This window comes from Phytohabitans flavus (assembly GCF_011764545.1).
GTDB classification, from domain to species: Bacteria; Actinomycetota; Actinomycetes; order Mycobacteriales; family Micromonosporaceae; genus Phytohabitans; species Phytohabitans flavus.
The window spans coordinates 1550212-1567198 of sequence record NZ_AP022870.1 but is presented as its reverse complement, the minus strand read 5'-3'; the positions used below and the strand labels follow the sequence as shown (position 1 = coordinate 1567198).

Annotated in this window: 15 protein-coding genes and 2 pseudogenes; 11 read left to right on the top strand and 6 right to left on the bottom strand. The window is 69.6% G+C overall.

Features of this window, described 5'->3' with window-relative positions:
• Positions 1 to 42 precede the first annotated feature (42 nt).
• The 4 genes from Pflav_RS06555 (at position 43) to Pflav_RS06540 (ending at position 5069) form a co-directional block, all read left to right on the top strand.
• A complete protein-coding gene (locus Pflav_RS06555; protein WP_173034521.1) occupies positions 43 to 462 on the top strand; it encodes a hypothetical protein in 420 nt (139 codons plus the stop codon).
• A gap of 868 nt (positions 463 to 1330) precedes the next feature.
• On the top strand, positions 1331 to 1903 hold the full coding sequence (locus Pflav_RS06550) for a PadR family transcriptional regulator (protein ID WP_173034519.1): 573 nt from the start codon (positions 1331 to 1333) through the stop codon (positions 1901 to 1903).
• Positions 1900 to 2625, top strand: a complete 726-nt coding sequence (locus Pflav_RS06545; protein WP_173034517.1) for an ABC transporter ATP-binding protein — start codon at positions 1900 to 1902, stop codon at positions 2623 to 2625. Before Pflav_RS06550 ends, Pflav_RS06545 begins: the two co-directional genes overlap by 4 nt.
• Positions 2622 to 5069 carry an FtsX-like permease family protein gene (locus tag Pflav_RS06540; protein ID WP_173034515.1) on the top strand — a complete coding sequence of 816 codons (2448 nt, stop codon included), beginning with the start codon at positions 2622 to 2624 and terminating at the stop codon, positions 5067 to 5069. Before Pflav_RS06545 ends, Pflav_RS06540 begins: the two co-directional genes overlap by 4 nt.
• A gap of 118 nt (positions 5070 to 5187) precedes the next feature.
• Here Pflav_RS06540 and Pflav_RS06535 read toward each other — a convergent pair whose 3' ends face one another.
• The 3 genes from Pflav_RS06535 to Pflav_RS06525 form a co-directional block, all read right to left on the bottom strand.
• Complete coding sequence (locus tag Pflav_RS06535; RefSeq protein WP_232071030.1) at positions 5188 to 5910, bottom strand: transposase; 723 nt, start codon at positions 5908 to 5910, stop codon at positions 5188 to 5190.
• Positions 5907 to 6239, bottom strand: a complete 333-nt coding sequence (locus Pflav_RS06530) for a helix-turn-helix domain-containing protein (RefSeq protein ID WP_173034513.1) — start codon at positions 6237 to 6239, stop codon at positions 5907 to 5909. Before Pflav_RS06530 ends, Pflav_RS06535 begins: the two co-directional genes overlap by 4 nt.
• 1535 nt (positions 6240 to 7774) lie before the next feature.
• Positions 7775 to 8311 carry a helix-turn-helix domain-containing protein gene (locus tag Pflav_RS06525; protein ID WP_173034511.1) on the bottom strand — a complete coding sequence of 179 codons (537 nt, stop codon included), beginning with the start codon at positions 8309 to 8311 and terminating at the stop codon, positions 7775 to 7777.
• Here Pflav_RS06525 and Pflav_RS06520 point away from each other — a divergent pair.
• Positions 8293 to 10482 carry an FG-GAP-like repeat-containing protein gene (locus Pflav_RS06520; protein WP_173034509.1) on the top strand — a complete coding sequence of 730 codons (2190 nt, stop codon included), beginning with the start codon at positions 8293 to 8295 and terminating at the stop codon, positions 10480 to 10482. The genes Pflav_RS06525 and Pflav_RS06520 overlap by 19 nt on opposite strands.
• 646 nt (positions 10483 to 11128) lie before the next feature.
• Here the strand turns inward: Pflav_RS06520 and Pflav_RS06510 are convergent.
• The gene (locus tag Pflav_RS06510; protein WP_173034507.1) at positions 11129 to 11704 is read right to left on the bottom strand and encodes a TetR/AcrR family transcriptional regulator; all 576 of its coding nucleotides are present in this window, start codon (positions 11702 to 11704) and stop codon (positions 11129 to 11131) included.
• Positions 11705 to 12039: 335 nt separating this feature from the next.
• Between Pflav_RS06510 and Pflav_RS06505 the strand changes: the two genes are divergently transcribed.
• Positions 12040 to 12594: a DUF2269 domain-containing protein gene (locus Pflav_RS06505; protein ID WP_173042266.1), complete on the top strand. Its 555-nt coding sequence runs from the start codon at positions 12040 to 12042 to the stop codon at positions 12592 to 12594.
• A gap of 94 nt (positions 12595 to 12688) precedes the next feature.
• Here Pflav_RS06505 and Pflav_RS06500 read toward each other — a convergent pair.
• Positions 12689 to 12880: pseudogene (locus tag Pflav_RS06500) on the bottom strand (glycoside hydrolase family 3 N-terminal domain-containing protein); the annotation flags it as partial.
• A gap of 329 nt (positions 12881 to 13209) precedes the next feature.
• Here Pflav_RS06500 and Pflav_RS06490 point away from each other — a divergent pair.
• A complete protein-coding gene (locus tag Pflav_RS06490) occupies positions 13210 to 14352 on the top strand; it encodes a DUF1835 domain-containing protein (protein WP_232071029.1) in 1143 nt (380 codons plus the stop codon).
• A 16-nt stretch (positions 14353 to 14368) separates the two neighbouring features.
• Here the strand turns inward: Pflav_RS06490 and Pflav_RS06485 are convergent, their stop codons facing one another.
• On the bottom strand, positions 14369 to 14737 hold the full coding sequence (locus Pflav_RS06485; RefSeq protein ID WP_173034503.1) for a hypothetical protein: 369 nt from the start codon (positions 14735 to 14737) through the stop codon (positions 14369 to 14371).
• Between Pflav_RS06485 and Pflav_RS48580 the strand changes: the two genes are divergently transcribed.
• The 4 genes and pseudogenes from Pflav_RS48580 (at position 14660) to Pflav_RS06470 (ending at position 16674) form a co-directional block, all read left to right on the top strand.
• Complete coding sequence (locus tag Pflav_RS48580) at positions 14660 to 15304, top strand: HNH endonuclease (protein WP_415624310.1); 645 nt, start codon at positions 14660 to 14662, stop codon at positions 15302 to 15304. The genes Pflav_RS06485 and Pflav_RS48580 overlap by 78 nt on opposite strands.
• A 277-nt stretch (positions 15305 to 15581) precedes the next feature.
• Positions 15582 to 15821 carry a hypothetical protein gene (locus Pflav_RS06480; RefSeq protein WP_232071028.1) on the top strand — a complete coding sequence of 80 codons (240 nt, stop codon included), beginning with the start codon at positions 15582 to 15584 and terminating at the stop codon, positions 15819 to 15821.
• A 3-nt stretch (positions 15822 to 15824) separates the two neighbouring features.
• Positions 15825 to 16055 (top strand): annotated as a pseudogene (locus Pflav_RS48575) (Hsp70 family protein); the annotation flags it as partial.
• 7 nt (positions 16056 to 16062) lie between these two features.
• The gene (locus Pflav_RS06470; protein ID WP_232071026.1) at positions 16063 to 16674 is read left to right on the top strand and encodes a WD40 repeat domain-containing protein; all 612 of its coding nucleotides are present in this window, start codon (positions 16063 to 16065) and stop codon (positions 16672 to 16674) included.
• Positions 16675 to 16987: the final 313 nt, after the last annotated feature.

Here is a 16987-nt window from a genome sequence, read left to right as displayed (position 1 = left end):
CGCGGCGCGGTGTGTGCTCCACGGCGCGCGCCGCCGGCGGTCGTGCCCACCGCGACCGAGACCACTGTGGACACGACGGCGACCACGAAGCTGTTGGCGAACCAGCGCACCGCCTCGCTGCCGCTCCCCCGCCTCCTGGGCGCAGCCCTCGACATCTGGGGCACCGACAGGTCCACCGGTACGGCGCTGCGGCAGACGCTCACCACCCTGCGAGACTTCCCGCACGCCAGCACGGAGGCCACCGTCGAATATGGACTCGACCTACTACGTAAGCTCGCCAGCGGCGCACCAGGCGAGGCGGCGGCGACGCTCGTCGCCGCCCGACAGCAACAGATCCGCAACGACGCGACGACGGGCCAGCCGCTCACCCAGAGCGGTGAAGGCGCGCTCCAGATCTGCGCGGCCCATAAGGACCCCGTCGGCGTCCGTCATGCTGCCTTCAGATCATGCACGGACAGATAGACGCCATGCTTACGGAACGCCGCCGGCGCTCGGACCAACGCGTCGGCACGCTGGATGGCAAGCTCCGCAGGAAACCACGCCCGCCTCAACACCCGTGGCGTCGCACTGGCCGCCCAGGCGCTCGGACCGTTACTCGGTCGCGGCACTTAGACGATCTATTCCAGAGATTTGAGCTGCCGCGATGTCCGCGGTGGTCCGGACCGTTGCTCCCGCAGCCTCACCGTCCGCGGTTCACAACCCCCGGCCGGCACGGTCCGTGGGTGAGTGCCGAGGCGCACACCTCCAGGAACGGATCCTCGCCATCGCCTTCGCCGGACTACGCCCCGCCTCCAACGAGGACGGCGGGGCGCCCCGTCTCAGTGTTGCCCGGACAGTGGGTCCAATCGGGTGAAGGTCGACGTGACGTCCCTGAAGGCGCCGTGCTCGGCCGAGTCCTGGATCGCGGTCATGACGTCGACTATGTGTGCCGGCGAGTTCGCCGCTGGCTTGGTGCGGGCAGTTGGTGCGGAACGCCTGCCCGTCCGTGAAATCGTAGTCAGCCGCAAGCGATGCTGTCAGCCTCTCCCCCGAAACGTTTCGGGTCCCGCAGCGTCGCCTGCAAAACCCGTCGGGCCACAACCAGAGCGCGACGATGAACATCGTCGCCGGGCATCGGGCGGCGAGGGCATCGGCCGGTGTTACGGCGAGCAGGCCGCGCAGGGCCGGTGAGACGACGACGTCCCCGCGGCCTGGCAGGTTTACCGGTCCGGAATACCCACCCGGGTGGCCGTCCGTCATTTCCCTCGACCGCGACGATAGGCACCAGAGGTCTTGCCACAACAATAATACTCGGTATTATACCCAGTATGATTACCTTGGGTGATGTTCGGTGAGCGTGCGTCACGCGCTGCTCGCGCTGTTGACGGAGGGGCCGGAATACGGCCTGCGGTTGCGCCAGGAGTTCGAGTCGCGCACCGGTGACGTGTGGCCCCTCAACGTCGGGCAGGTTTACACGACGTTGCAGCGGCTCGAGCGCGAAGGCTGGGTCGAGTCCGACGACGCCGGCTCCGACGGCGCGAAGAAGCGCTACCGCATCACCGACGGCGGCGCGACCGAGCTCGACCGGTGGCTGCGCACGCCGCCCGACGCCACCACCCCACCCCGTGACGAGCTGGTCATCAAGGTCCAGGTCGCCGTGCGCATGCCGGGCGTCGACGTCCACGACCTGATCCAGACCCACCGCCGGCAACTGATTGAGGCGATGCAGCACTACACCCATCTGAAGGCCGACGCGCCAGCCGACGACATCGGGCTCGCTCTGGTCGTCGACGCCGAGCTGTTCCGGCTGGAAGGGTTGGTGCGCTGGCTCGACGCGGCGGGCGTACGCCTGGCGAAGCTGCCACGCGCCGCCGCGCCACGGCCGGGCGTGCCGGCGCCGGATCCGGCGCAGGTGCGCGCATGACCACCGTGCTGGAGCTGCGGAAGGTGGCAAAGGTCTACGGTTCGGGTCCGTCCGCGGTACATGCGCTGCACGCCGCCGACCTGCGGGTAGACGCCGGCGAGCTGGTCGCCGTGATGGGTCCGAGCGGCTCGGGGAAGAGCACTCTGCTGACCATCGCGGGGACGCTGGAGGAGCCGAGCGAGGGCGAGGTGCTGATCGGCGGCGTCGGCGCCGCCGGGCTGTCGGCCAACGCGCGCGCCCAGTTGCGACGGCGCAGCATCGGCTTCGTCTTCCAGGACTTCAACCTGCTGCCGGGGCTGTCGGCCACGGAGAACGTGGCGCTGCCGCTCGAGCTCGACGGCGTCGGTCGCCGGGCGGCGCACGCCCACGCCGTCCGTACGCTCGACGACCTCGGGCTCGCCGACCGAGCCGGGCACTTCCCCGACGACCTGTCCGGCGGCGAACGCCAGCGGGTCGCGATCGCGCGCGCCGTGGTCGGCGACCGCCAGCTGCTCCTGGCCGACGAACCCACCGGCGCGCTCGACTCGATGAACGGCGAGGCCGTCATGCGTATCCTGCGCGCCGCCTGCAAGCGTGGCATCGCCGGCGTTGTCGTCACCCACGACGCGCAGCTGGCATCCTGGGCCGACCGGGTGATCTTCATCCGCGACGGCCGCGTGGTCGACGAGACAGCGCCGCCAAGCGGCCCCGAAGTGCTGCTGGACAAGGACCTCAGCCGGTGACCGCGACCCTCGACCGCCCGGTCCGCAGGGGCGCCGGTGGCGGGCTGCCGGCCCGCCGGGCCATGGTCCGTTGGGCGTTGCGCATGTTCCGCCGCGAGTGGCGCCGCCAACTGCTGGTGCTGGTGCTGCTCGGCGTCGTGGTGGCCGGCTCGGCGTTCGCGGTCACGGCTGTCTACCAGTCGGCGCCGTCCAGCGACGCGCGCTTCGGCACGGCGTCCCACCTGCTCACCTTCGACGGCGCCGACCCGGCCAGGTTGCGCGCCCGGTTGGACGCGGTCGCCGGTTACTACGACACTGTCGAGACGGTGGGGCACCGCTATGTGCCGGTGCCCGGGCTGTTCGACCCGATCGACGTCCGCGCGCAGCACCCGGCCGGTGTATACAGCGCGCCGATGCTCGCCCTCCAGCGGGGTCGCTATCCCACGGCATCCGGTGAGGTGGCGCTCACCGACGAGGTCGCGCGCACCCTGCATGCCGCGGTCGGCGGTCGGGTCGTGCTCGACGGCCGCGACCGTGAGGTCGTCGGGCTGGTCGAGAACCCGGCCGACCTGGATGACGAGTTCGCCCTGGTCGACGCCCCGACGGCCGATCCACCGCAGTCGGTAACCGTTTTCGTCCCCGGCAGCCGCGCCGACCTGGAGGCATTCCGCGCGACGCTCGACGGTGTCGTCGTTCGTGAGTCACGACCGTCGGAATCCCGCGCGGTGCTGGCCGTGCTCGCCCTCGCCGTCGCGGCGATCGGCCTGCTGCTGGTCTCGCTCGTCGCCGCCGCCGGCTTCATCGTCATCGCCCAGCGCCGGCAACGCCAGCTCGGGATGCTCGCCGCGATCGGCGCGACGCCGCGGCAGCTGCGGCTGGTCATGCTCGCCAACGGCGCGGCGGTCGGGGTCGCCGCCGCGGTCGCCGGCTCGACCGTGGGGCTCGGTATCTGGTTGGCGCTCGCCGGTCGGGTCGAGACGGCTGCCGGGCACCGGATCGACCGGTTCGACGTGCCGTGGCAGTTCGTCGGTGCGGGCATGGCCCTCGCGGTGCTCACCGCGACGGCCGCCGCCTGGTGGCCGGCGCGCGTCGTCGCCCATACCCCGGTGATGAGCGCACTGTCCGCGCGCCCGCCACGTCCGCGACCGGCCCGCCGGTCCGCGGCGCTGGCAGTGGCCCTTCTCGCGGCGGGCGTCGTGGCGCTGGCCTTCTCCGCTGGCGGCGCACGCCCGGTCCCCGTGATCGGCGGCGCGCTCGCGGTCGCGGCGGGCCTGTTGCTGATCGGTCCACTGGCGCTGCGGATGCTCGCCGCCGGGCGGGCGACGGCGCCGGTCCCGGTGCGGCTCGCGCTCACCGACCTCGTCCGCTACCAGGGACGATCGGCCGCCGCGCTCGCGGCGATCAGCCTCACCCTCGCGATCGCCGCCGCACTGGTCGTCGGGTCCGCCGCCGCGGAACGCACCGCCCGGCGCGCCGCCGCCCTCGGAAACCTCGCCGGCAGCCAGCTGATGGTGCGCATCGGGGAGCCCGCGCCGGTGGTCCCGGACCACACGCCCGCACAGCTCGCCGCGTTCGAGTCGGCGGCGGGCGAGATCGCCGACACGATCGGCGGGGCCGCGCTCACCCCGCTCGACATGGCGGTGGTCGCGGCCTACACCGAGCCCGGCGTCAACGGCGGGCACCCGGCCGTGGAGCTCGGCATCGCCGACGACCGATTGCCAGACGGGGTATTGAGCAGCTACAGCGCCTACGTCGCCACGCCCGAGCTGCTGCGGATCTACGGCCTCGCCGCGCCGCCCGCGGGCGTCGACCTGCTGACCACGCACACCGGCGAGATCGAGCTGGTCAACATCCCGGCCCGCGGCGTGTACCCCACCATCGCGGCGCTGCCCAACCTGGGCTACTCGTCGACGCCGACCGCGCTGCTCACGCCGGCGGTGATCGCCCGCAACGGGTGGCGACCAGCGCGTGTCGGCTGGTTCGTGCAAGGCCGAAACACGATCAACCCCGACGACATCGATCGGGTACGGGCCATCGCCGCCGACGCCGGCCTCACGGTCGAGTTCCGGCGGGAACAGGCGTCCGCGGCGACCCTACGGGCCGGTGCGACCGTGGCCGGGGTGCTGCTGGCCCTAGGCGTGCTCGCCGGCACGGTCGGTCTGATCCGCGGCGAGTCCGTCCGCGACATGCGCATCCTGGCCGCCAGCGGTGCCACCCGGCGGGTCCGGCGCACCGTCACCGCAGCGACATCCGGCACGCTGGCTGCGCTGGGTGCCCTGCTCGGCGTCGCCGGCGCCCACCTGGCGCTGCTCGCGGTCTTCCGCACCGACCTCGACGCGCTTCACGACATACCTGTCGCCAACCTCGCGATCCTCCTCTTCGGACTGCCCGTGGTCGCCACCACCACCGGATGGCTGTCGGCGGCACCCGGCTCAGCCCTACCCGCCCGAGGCGGCCTCGACTGACGGGCTCAGGGTGGCACAAAACGGCGATCTCGGCTGCGGCGACCTGGACGTCAACGAAGTCGCCACCTCTGAGCCGACACGCGCGGGCGTTGGGCGCCCGGCCACGGATCATCTTCGACTACGGCAACGACCTCCGCCAGATCGCGTGAGCCCCCGGCCAACCCTCGTCAGGCCCTCCGAGGGCTGCGCTCGTCAGTGAGCATCGCCATCCGTGACCGGTTACCGGGCCGCCCTCGTCACTGGTCAGGGTTACGGCGGTTCGGGGTCGAGGCTCAGGCCGGTGTGGGTGAGGAAGCTGGTTAGCAGGTCGGGGGCGGTACTGGATGCGTTTGAGCCGGTTCTTCACCACGGCGGCGAGCTGGTCCACGCCGGTCACGGCGAGGTTGCCGAGGCTGCGTTTGACGTGTGACCAGACGCCCTCGGTGGGGTTGAGGTCCGGGGCGTAGGCGGGCAGCTGGATCACGTGGAGCCAGTCCCGGCTGTCGGCCAGTTCGCGCATCGCGGCGCTGATGTGGGTGTTGAGGTTGTCCCAGACGAGGACGATCGGCGCCTTGAGGTACTGGTGGGCGGCATCGAGCAGGGCGACGTAATCGGTTTCGGCGAAGCTGGATCGTTCGCCTTTATGGCGGCGATGGACCTTGATCCGATAGAGCAGGCGTGTGCGTTGTCCGGGCTTGACGCAGACCAGACCGGCCACCGAGATCCGGCCGGATCCCATGCCGGACACGGGAATCACCGGTGTCTGGCCGCGTCGCGCCCAGGTTCGTGCCTTTGGCGGCCGAAGCGTGTGACCGGCCTCGTCCTCGAAGCAGATCCACGCCCCACGCTCGGCCGCCATCATTTTGCCTGCGGCCACACCCCCCGCCGCCAGGTCGTGATCGCCGCCTCGTCCCGTTCGACCGGCCGATGCCTCGGTATTTGCGGGCTGAAACCGATGCGGTGCAACAACAGCGACACCCCGCGGAGGGTGAACCGCTGCCGGAACAGCCGGACGATCAGCTCCGCCACCCGGGCCAGGGTCCAGCGCTGGTCCTCGATGTAGCCATGCGCGGCTGGTCCCTCATCCAACGCGCGCACCGCCGCCTGCAACCGGACCGCCTCACGCCGGGCGCGGCCATCGGCCGTCAGCCCACCACCATCGGGATAACGCACCCGAACCAGATACGCCATCGACCGGCCACCGTCACGACGACACGCCGCACCAGCCGTGGTCTAACCCTGACCATTCAACCTCTGTAGCCCCACCGTGCCACCGACGGATACCGCAGTGCGGCATCAACCAGCCGATGGGTCAAGAGCCGTTCAGCGTATGGCACTGGTGGCGCAACTATTGGTCAACGATGATGCCTCGACGCGGATGGCGACGGTACGGTCAACATCGTCCAGTCGTTGGCTACGCCTCGATCAAGGCAACCGGTAGTAGAAGGTTCTAAGGCTTTGACACACGGCGGGCGAGCCACACAGACGAGGGAGGACAATGAAGCTGGTCAACCAGGAGCACCGCGCGACAGGTCCACGCACGGTGCTTTTCCGAAACCCTTGGCGATGGACGGCCGCACTGGTTTTGGCGATCCTAGCCAGTCTCCTGGTGGGTTCGCCGCCTGCACAGGCGGGCCCATGGGGGCTAGGCGAGGTCAAGTGGAACGCACACACCGACCGGTGTCTGTCGGACAGCTTCGCCGGCGGCCTGCAGGTACTCCCCTGCGATGAGAGCCGGCCGTACACACAATTGTGGCAGGATATCTGGGCGGTGGGAGACAATCAGCCGTTTTGGTTTCGGAATAGACACACCAATCGGTGTCTGCAGGACAGTTTCGCCGGCGGCCTGCAAGCACTCCCCTGCCACGATGTCACGCAAAACACTCAACTGTGGGATCATCGCCAAACGTTGAGTGGGAGGATTCTGTCGAACAGGCACACCGGCCGGTGTCTGTCAGACAGTTTCGCCGGCGGCCTGCAAGTACTCCCCTGCGATGGGAGCTCGCCAAATACACAGCGGTGGTTGTCGGGCTGGTAGCGGGATGTCCTGATTGGACATTCTTGGCTGAGACGCGCCGGGTGTGGTGATCTTCCACCATCCCGGAGCCTGACTGCCCCGCCGGAGCCTTCTCGCCTGACTCGACGTCGCGTCGTACTGGTTACAACCGCGGCCCGCCCCACCCCTGTCACCTAGCGGCCAGGGCACCGCCAGGGCCGTTGCGTTCGGGTGCGGCGGTCTGATCTGCGGGTTTGTGGGCTGAATGGCCCCTGTGGAGGGTGTTCGGGGCGGGCGAGGTCGCCTAGGTGATCATGGAGTTCTCTACGCTCCCAGACACCTTCGAGGACCTCACCCGCGATGTCAGCATGCCCGATCGAGGTACTGTCCGCAGTCACCACCCTCGCCGACACTCGTCGCATCCATGCTGATCGGATAGAGGCTCAAAACAATCCGCCCAACCGAGTCAGGGATTTGGAGCTTGCCCGAGAGTTGCCCCTCCGCTGCCAGCGCGTTGCCGAAGGCGGGGGCCAGTGTCTCGTATGCCAGCCATAGCCCCAGCTCGTTTGTCCATTGAGTCACAAGCTGAGCGACCTCATCACGCCTCGCGTGGAACTGAAGGCTTATCTACCGAGAACCCGTCCGCCGCCGAGTACCGCGACCGGCTGGCTACGACTCTGTGCCGCACCCCTGTCGAACGTGTGATCCGGTGTGGCCGAGCGGTGCGGGTTCAGCCGGTCGGGGGCCGGGTGGCTGTGGCTGGCCCAGGTGGGGTCAATGGCGTGTCCGGTACGACGACGAGGCTGACGACGCGGCGGGTACGGCCGCCATCGCGCGTGTTGCCGATCCGGCTGACGACGGCGTGTTCGATCTCGGCGACCATCGCGGTGAACTCGTCGTCGGTGAGCCAGACCGCGGCCTGCCGGTAGACCAGGCCGTCGCGGTGGGGGTCGGCGTCGGGGTGGGCGAGGTAGCGGTCGAAGTCGCCCATGAGTGACGCCGCGAACGTGGTGTACGCCCGCCGGTGATCGTCACGGGTCATCGCTTCCCGGGCGGCGGGGTCGATTGCGCCCTGGTCCTGGTGTACCCGGTAGCTGCGCTCCACCGTGCCGCGTACTCGCCGCTCGTCGACCACCTCCAGCACGCCCGCGTCGACCAGCACGGCGATGTGCCGGTACATGGTGGCCGGCGGGATGTCCGGCAAGCGTTCCCGTAGCTGTCCCGTGGTCAGCGGGTCGGCGTCGAACAGTGCTTGCAGGATGCGCATTCGAGCACTCGGGTCCGGCGCCCAATGCCAGCGAGGGGCATCCGAGCTGGCTGATCGAGGACATCGCCAACATCACCGACTCGGCGCTGGCCACCTACCGGCCCAATGTGGTGCTGCTGCACATCGGCACCAACGACATGAACCGCGACGTCGACCCGTCCGGCGCGATCGACAGGCTCACCAGCCTGATCGACCAGATCTTCCGGGGCGCCCCCGGGGTGACACTGCTGGTCTCCACGCTCGTGCCGTCCAGCAACGCCACCACCCAGGCGCGGATCAACGCCTACAACACGGCGCTGCTGAGCCGGGTGGACCAGCTGCGGGCCTCCGGCAAACATGTGCTGCCGGTCCGGATGAGCGCGGTGACGACCGCCGATCTGGCCGACTACCTGCACCCCAGCGACGCCGGCTACCGCAAGATGGCGGCGGCGTTCCTTCGGGGTGTCCTCGCCGTGGCGAGCGCCGGATGGATCACACCGCCGTTGATCGGCGGCGGTCCGCCCAGGGGCTGGACCTCCGCGGGTGTGATCGCCAACGGGCCGTTCACCGCGGGCGGCTACCCGGGCAGCCTGTCCATGTTCACCGACAAGGTTCGTTTTGGCGACGTCAACGGCGACGGACGGGCCGACTACCTCGTCAGTCACTCCGACGGCTCGGTACGCGTGTGGGTTAACAACGGCGTCGGCCCGGACGGAGCGATCGCCTGGGACGCACACGGCGGCAACGGCACCCCGTACGCACCGGCACTACAGTGGCAGGTCGCCGACCTCAACGCCGACGGCCGAGCCGACATGGCGCGGATCAATCCCGACGGCTCGGTGGCCGCCTACCTCAACGGCGGCACCAACGCCCAGGGCCACTACATCTGGAACTCCCAGGGACAGATCGCGTCCGGCGTCGGCGAATCCGGCAGCCAGATCCAGCTCGCCGACATCGACGGCGACGGGCGGCCCGACTACCTCAACGTCAGACCCGACGGCTCGGTACAGGCCTGGCTCGCCGGCCCAATCAACATCGGCGGCTGGCCCTGGATCCCGGTCGGCACGGTCGCCAACGGCGTCGACGCGCCCGGTAGCCGAATCCGCTTCGCCGACCTCAACGCCGACGGCCGGGCCGACTACCTCGACGTCGCACCGGACGGATCCGTGCGGGCGTGGGTCAATGCCGGCCCGCAGGCGCACGACGACAGCTACGCCTGGATTCCACAAGGCAGGATCGCCAACGGCGTCGGATCCGCCAGCAGCCGGATCCACCTCACCGACCTCAACGGCGACCGCAGGGCCGACTACGTCGATGTGGACGCGGTGACCGGCACCGCGCAGGCATGGCGGAACGGCGGCGCGCAGGCGCAGACCGGCAGTTACTTCTGGGACCCGATGGGCACCATCACCACCGGGGGCAGCGGCCGGATCGAGTACGCCGACATCGACGGCGACCACGACCCCGACTACCTCTCGATCAACGCCGACGGTTCGGTCGGAGGCTGGCTCAACGGCGGCGCGCAGCCAGGCGATGACAGCTTCGTCTGGCAACTGCAGGGCGCCATCGCCAACGGCGTCGGCGAACCCGGCAGCCAGATCCGCTTCGCCGACATCGACGGCGACGGCAAGGCCGACTACCTCAACGTGAACCCCGACGGCACCGTAGACGCCTGGATCAACATCAGCGTCGGCCCGGGCCAGTGGCGCTGGTACTCGCAGGGCAGGATCGCCAACGGCGTCGGCGCGCCCGGCCACCAGATCCGCTTCGCCGACCTCAACGGCGACCGCAGGGCCGACTACATCAATGTCAACCCCGGCAGCTCGGTCCACGCCTGGCTCAACGGCGGCCCACAGATAGGCGACGACAGCTACGTCTGGCATACGCAAGGCAAGATCGCCAACGGCGTCAACGTACCCGGCCCCCAGGTCCGCTTCGCCGACCTAGACGGTGACGGCCGAGCCGACTACATCAACCTCAACCCCGACGGCTCCGCCCAGGCCTGGCTCAACGGCGGCGCGCAGCCGGGCGACGACAGCTACATCTGGAACCCGGTTGGCACAGCCGCCAGCGGCGTCGGCGAGCACGCCACCCGGATCCGCTTCGCCGACGTCAACGGCGACGGCCGAGCCGACTACCTGGCTGTCTACCCCGTCACCGGTTCCACACAGGCATGGATCAACACCCCGTAGGCCCGCGACAGAACGTGGCGTTGTACGGCCGTCCCGCGGCCGTACAACGCCACAATGGCTCCGAGATGGTGCACGCGGCCGCTGGTGGCGAAGTGGCGCTGGCCCTCGTCACCATTGCCGGACCACGCGCCACGCTGACACGGTCACGTGTGCCGGGCTGATCGAGCGCACCGGCCAACGCCTGAGCCTGCTGCGCACCCGACGTGGACCACGTCAAAGGGGGTTCTGCTGCGGGCCACCAGCGACGGCCGGAATCAAGCACACCGATGACCGCGCCATGGCCGGTCGCAGCATTCACCGACCCGCGCGGTAAGCCAAGGTGACTGGGCCGGCGCCTTCGAGAACGCGTTTGTCTTCACCACCAACGTGGGCAGCCTTCTCGTACCCGGCGGCGCCGGTGCACCGCAGGCACCGGCCGAATGACTCGAGGGCAGCTCGGGCACGCCATTGTCGAGCAGCTCGGCCGCGGCGTAAGCCGACGCGGCCTGGCCCGGTTTCGTCGAGGCCTGCCTGAACTGGCTGCTGCGCAACCGCCGACTCGTACGCCGCTACGACCGCAAGGCCGACCACTTCCAGGCCTTCGCCGACCTCGCCTGCGCCCTACTGACCTACCGCCGCCTCAACAAACTCGCCATTTGAGACGGCCTTAGCCTGGCCGGCGCACCGCCGCCACGGTCAGCATGACGAGGCGGCCGATGGCCTCGGGTGTGGGCAGCCTGCGGGCCGCGCTGAGGGCGTGTAGGCAGTAGGTCGCCAATTCCTCCGGCGGCACGTCATCACGCGCGTGCCCTGCGGCGGCGGCCTCGGCGAGTAACTCGCGGATCATGTTGTGGACCTGCTGCTGGGCGTGGGCGACGTGTTCGTCTCGGTGCAGTAACCCGATGATGCTGTCGTCCTGGCCGTGTCCGTGCTGGGACAGCGTCGTGTAGGCGGCCAGGACCGCCTCCAGTCGCGCATCGGGGTCCCCGACTTGGTCCCGGATCTGGGTGAGCTGGGCGAGGTGGGCGGTGATCTGCCGTTCGTGCCAGGCGAGCAGGATCGTTGGCACGTCCGGGAAGTACTTGTACAGCGTGGCCCGGCCGATCCCGGTCGCCTCGGCGATTTGCGACATCGTCACGGCCAGCAGCCCACGCTCGGCAACCAGCGCCGACGTGGTCTCCAGGATCGCGTCGCGCACCTGCGAGCGGTGCGCCTCGATCGTCGCGTCCCACAACCTCGGCACCTGTCCATCATACGCGACGACATCATCGCGACATCATGGCTTGGCAGCGACACCGTGTATCGTAAAAATTGTGGCGTCTGATGTCGATGCAAGGGGGAATCCATGTCTGATTCACCGGGCTCACGGCGGGCACCATCCCGCGACCGGGCCGGAGCCACCGGTACACCGCGCTGGGTGAAGGTGACCGGGGCGATCGCCGGGCTGGTCGTGGCGCTCTTGGTCGTGATGCTGTTGACCGGGCACGGGCCGAGCCAACATAGCCCAGACGGCGGCTCCAGCCCTGACGTTGGAGTCAGCGGTGGCGGCCACGCGCCACCGGCCGGGGGACACGGATGATGTCGCCGCGGGTGCGCCGGTTCGCCCTCACCGTGCATGTCAGCACGTCGGTCGGGTGGCTCGGTGCGGTCGTCGTCTTCCTCGTCCTGGCAGTGTTGGCGATGGTCAGCCGGGATTTGCAGGTCGTGCGGTCGGCGTATCTGGTGATGGAGCCGGCCGCCTGGTACGTGCTGCTGCCGTTTGCCGTCGCATCGCTGGCCAGCGGGTTGGTCCAGCCGTTGGGCACTATGTGGGGTCTGGTGCGGCACTACTGGGTGCTGTTCAAGCTCGCTATCAACGTCGGCGCGGTGCTCGTGCTGCTGATGTACACCCAGACCCTGGCCAGCCTGGCGGACGCGGCGGCGCGCACGACGTTGACCCGCGACGAGCTCGGCGCCATGGGCGCCTCACCAACGATCCACTCGGTGCTGGCGCTGGCCTTGCTTCTGGCGGCGACCGCGCTGGCCATTTACAAGCCGCGCGGTACCACCCCCTTCGCCCGCCGCCGGCGACGAAGGCCGGGTGCGGACAATCGAGAGCTGGCTCGGCGCGGGGCCGACCCATTGTCGTCGTGACATTCGAGGACCCGGACGAAGCGGTTGCTCGGCCACTGTGGACGCGGATCCATTTTGGATCCTGTGCCGGCAGGCTGTACCTGAGTACGAGGTGTCAGCTCTTCGGGCGCAGGGCGTCGACGCGCGCAACGGACTGGTCGATCCGCGCCTCGGTGATGCGTCCGGCGTGGACCAGGTTTACGACGTTGTCGACCGTGTCCTCGACGATGGCCGGGGCGTATGTCTGCTGGTTGGCGAAGACGAGCAGGTCGAGGCCGGCCTCGAACGCCATCGCGACGGCTTCGTCCCGGCCGTATCGGCGAGATCGGGAGCCACCGTGTCGGCCAAGCCGTCACCGGGCGCGTCGATGGCGGCTGTCCTGTTCGCGCCCTGGCGGTCTCCAGCTCAAGGTAGCGGATGATCTTGGCGACTCGCGTAACGCGCGTCGAGGGTCCGTCGAGGTGGGATATTCTGACGGTTGGCGTCCGTCCGCGCCCAACCTCCGGCGACCCGCCCCAGCCGGGTTACCCCAGGAGGCAAAGGGAGGTCCACCTCTCGGCCGGGGCTTCGTTTTCGATCGTGAGCCCGCCGTACCGGTCGCTGGGGGATCCGTCGGACGGGCCGCGGGAGATGACGATGACCAAGCAGGGCGATTTCAAACGGCGCGTGCGCGCCCGTATGGCCAAGACCGGCGAGTCGTACGCGACCGCCCGCAGCCAGATCCTTGCCGAACATCTGGACACGGGGGCCGCCCGCGCCGACGACGGGATGTCAGCGGCGCTGCATGTAAGCAACGGCGATTGCACGGATCTGCCAGGGACCGGACTCGCCAAGCGCGTGCTGTACTGGCGCGACGTGCTGCACGAAGGGCCGGTGCCCGCGGTGGCGCCGGACGAACTCCGCCAGATCAGAGCCAACTTCCTGCTTCAGGCAGGCTGCGACGACCGGGCCGAGGGCACCGCGATGTTCGTCGAGCGGGACCGCACCCTGGCGGCCAACCGCGATGGCGAGTACGTCCTGTGGTTTGAGGCGGACCTGTACGACCAGCTTCAGATCATCCAGATCCTCGCGCGCCTGGCCGACCTCGGCGTGCCCGCGCAGCGCATCACCCTGATCTGTATCGGCGAGCACGCGGGCATCGCGCGCTTCGGTGGTCTCGGCCAGCTGACCCCCGAGCAGCTACGCGAACTGCCCGCCACGAATGCGTGCGCCCGGCTGACCCCTGCCGCGCTGAAGCTCGCCACCGATGCCTGGGCCGCCTTCCGGGCGCCCACGCCGGACCGATGGCGCGCCATCGCCGGTACCCGCTCCAGTGAGCTTCGGTTCCTGGGCGAGGCGTTCGACCGGCTCAGCCGCGAGTATCCTGCCACCCGCGACGGGCTGTCGCTGACCGAACGACGTGTGCTCGCCGTCGTCGCCGACGGTGCGTCCGACGCCGGGACCGCGTTCGTCCGCGCGGCGGCGCGGGAAACGCGCCCGTACCTCGGCGACAGCTGGTGCTTCGCGATGGTGGACCGGATGGCGCACGCGCCCGTCCCGCTGCTTGACGCCGACCCGGCGGACCGCCCGGTTGAGCGCGGAACCAGCCTGCGCCTGACCGACACGGGAGCACAGGTGCTCGCTGGTGCGGCCGACCACGTGACGCTAAACGGCATCGACCGGTGGATCGGTGGGGTGCACCTGCACGGGCGCCACCTGCCCTGGCGCTGGGACGACGGGACCGAAACGATCGTCCGCCTGACCGAACAGACGCAGGAGCCTCCGCACGCCACCTCGTGAACCGGTCAACCGGCAGTCAGCGGCCGAACGGACCAGGCTGGCCGGGATCGCGAGAAGCATCGGCCATGCCGGGGTCGCGGCGAGCAGGACGGTCGCGGCGAGCATCGCGACGTCCAGGCCGAGTAGTCCGGCGCTGCCGGCCGTGCCCAGGCCGGCCCGGCGGTAGCTGCGCCGGGTGGTCGCTGCGACGAGCAGGGTTTGCCACCGTCACCAGCAGCACGAGTGCGTAGGCGGCGACCGCGGGGGCGGGTACCGGCCAGGTCCATGCCTTGCCGGCCAGCAGGCTTGCACCCCAGCAGGCCGACCAGTGGGCCGGTGCCAGCAGCAGCCGTGCGGTGCGGCGGCCGAAGGACTGCGCTACGAACCCGGCGGTGATCTGTTCCACGGTGCCGAACTCGGCGATCGCCGCGCGTGCGGCCTGCGCTGCCGGCAGGCCGGTGGCGAGGTGGTGCTGCCAGGTTTCGTGAAGGCCGTCGGCGAGCTCGCCCGCTCACCCGGTCCGGTGCGGGTCGCCGACCTCGGGGACATCTGCGAGATCTGCCAGCAACCGGGCGAGGTGGAAGCCCACCACGTCCGCACGCTCGCCGACCTCGGCCGACCCGGGCCCCTTCAGCCTCAGCGGGCCAAGGCCATGGCGAACAGGCGACGCAAGACCCTGGTGCCCTGTGCCTCCTGCCACTGCCACCTCCACATTGGGCAGCCAGCTACACCTTCTCACGCAGTAGTCGCTGGAGCCGGACGATCGGGAAACCATCAAATCCGGTTCGGCGGAAGGCCGGGCGGAAAGGACCAGCCCAAAGCTGGCACCCCGCTGCGCGGCCGGCCCATCGGCCTGGATCAGCCGCCAACGGCGGGCCGTACGGGACTACGAACGCCGCCCCGATATCACGCCGTATTCGTCCAATGGTCAATGACCATCGTCATGAGCCGACGGCTCGCCCGCCACCATTAAGCGAGTCCCGGACGGGTCTGAAAAGAGCGGGCCGCCGCTGTCGCCGGGCCTCGCGCACAGGCTGGTCTTGATTATGTCGTATGCGGTGTACTCCTTATTGTTGGCTCCCGTTAGGTCAAGGGGTCACGGCGAGATTGTTTTAGGCTCCTTGGTGGCGGATCCGGGTTGTGGCTTGTCCGAAGAGATTGGACTCAGTACCGACTGCGAAGTCCCGCACGGTTCGCATCGATCGGCGTTGTTCTAGAGTGGACCGGTGCCTCGCCCCGTCAACGGAAGTATGCTCGGCGTCGACTTTGGCACCTCCCACACCGTCGCGGTGCTCGTCCGGCCCGACGGCCGGGTGCTGCCACTACTTTTCGACGGGTGGCCGGTGCTCGGTTCGGCGGTGCACGTCGGGGTTGGCGGCGAGGTGCGGGTTGGGCGGGATGCCGAGTTCGCCGCTCGTCAGGATCCTTCGGGATTCGAGCCGCATCCGAAACGCTGGGTCGGCGACGACAACTTGCTGCTCGCCGGCTAGGAGGTGCCGGTCGTCGACCTCGTCGCCGCGGTGTTGGCTCGGGTCGTGCGGGAGGCGTCGCGGGTCGCCGGCGGCCCACCGGCCGCGACCACGTTGACCCATCCGGCGGCTTGGGGCTCCCGGCGGCGGGCGGTGCTGGCCGACGCCGCCCGGCGGGCTGGAATGTCCGCGGTTGCGCTGGTCGCCGAACCAGTCGCCGCCGCGACCCACTTCGCCGCCACGGACCCAGGCCGGCAGGACGGTGGCGCTGCGGTCGTCTACGACCTCGGCGCAGGCACGTTCGACGCGTCGGTGGAACGCGGACGCGGTCGACGTATGGGACACAACGGCCCGCCGCCGACGCGCGCACATCGTGATCCCCGACTACAACATGTGGGCGATGCAGCTGAGCCCGGACGGCCGACTCCTGGCGACCGGGTCATCGAATGGTCACCTGGAGGTCTGGAACGCGCGGACCGGCCACCTGGTCCATAAGCTGCCTTACGGACCCGGCGGCTCCAGCATCTCCGGCGCACGGTTCAGCCCTGACAGCAACACGCTCGCGGCCGGCGGCGACGGCCGTACAGTGCGGTTCTGGAGCATGAACGACGGGCGACAGGTCGGGCCGACGCTGACCGGCTTCGCCGGGACCGTGGCCGACGCGGCGTACACGCTCGACGGGAAGCGACTCGTCGTCTGCGCCGCCGAACAGGTCACCATCTGGGATCCGACGACCGGTGACATGGTCGCGGAGCTGTTGGCGATTGCCGATGACACCAACTTCTACTCGGTAGCTGTAAGCCCGGACGGCGGGCGCTTCGCAGTGACCGGCAAGTGGGGATTGGCATACGTTCTGCCGATGCCGGGACCATAGGTGTCCATTGAATAAGAGCTATCTGCTGGAACCGGACCGCGATGACCAGCCGCGGCGCTGCTGGTAGATCGGTAGTTGGGTGCGCAGAATCTGCGCGAACTCGGCACGCAGCTGCTGCGCGTTGCTGTCGCACACCGAGCCGCTTGGGCGAGTCCACCGTGGACGCGCTGCGCCAGCATGCGATCCGAGAGAAGCTACCGTGCCGCAAAGCCAGAACCGGCAGGTGGTGTCCGCGCTGGGCATCGACCTGCTTGCCGGCGCTGAGGCTGCGACGTCTCGCGGCGTGACGGACGGAGAAGGCTTCACCTCGTGG

What these genes read in the sequence shown, in the direction of transcription:
- Pflav_RS06545 (WP_173034517.1), top strand. Translation starts at nt 1,900, where the DNA reads ATGACCACCGTGCTGGAGCTGCGGAAGGTGGCAAAGGTCTACGGTTCG.
- Pflav_RS06535 (WP_232071030.1), bottom strand. Translation starts at nt 5,910, where the DNA reads ATGATGGCGGCCGAGCGTGGGGCGTGGATCTGCTTCGAGGACGAGGCC.
- Pflav_RS06530 (WP_173034513.1), bottom strand. Translation starts at nt 6,239, where the DNA reads ATGGCGTATCTGGTTCGGGTGCGTTATCCCGATGGTGGTGGGCTGACG.
- Pflav_RS06525 (WP_173034511.1), bottom strand. Translation starts at nt 8,311, where the DNA reads ATGCGCATCCTGCAAGCACTGTTCGACGCCGACCCGCTGACCACGGGA.
- Pflav_RS06505 (WP_173042266.1), top strand. Translation starts at nt 12,040, where the DNA reads ATGTCGCCGCGGGTGCGCCGGTTCGCCCTCACCGTGCATGTCAGCACG.
- Pflav_RS06490 (WP_232071029.1), top strand. Translation starts at nt 13,210, where the DNA reads ATGACCAAGCAGGGCGATTTCAAACGGCGCGTGCGCGCCCGTATGGCC.
- Pflav_RS06480 (WP_232071028.1), top strand. Translation starts at nt 15,582, where the DNA reads ATGCTCGGCGTCGACTTTGGCACCTCCCACACCGTCGCGGTGCTCGTC.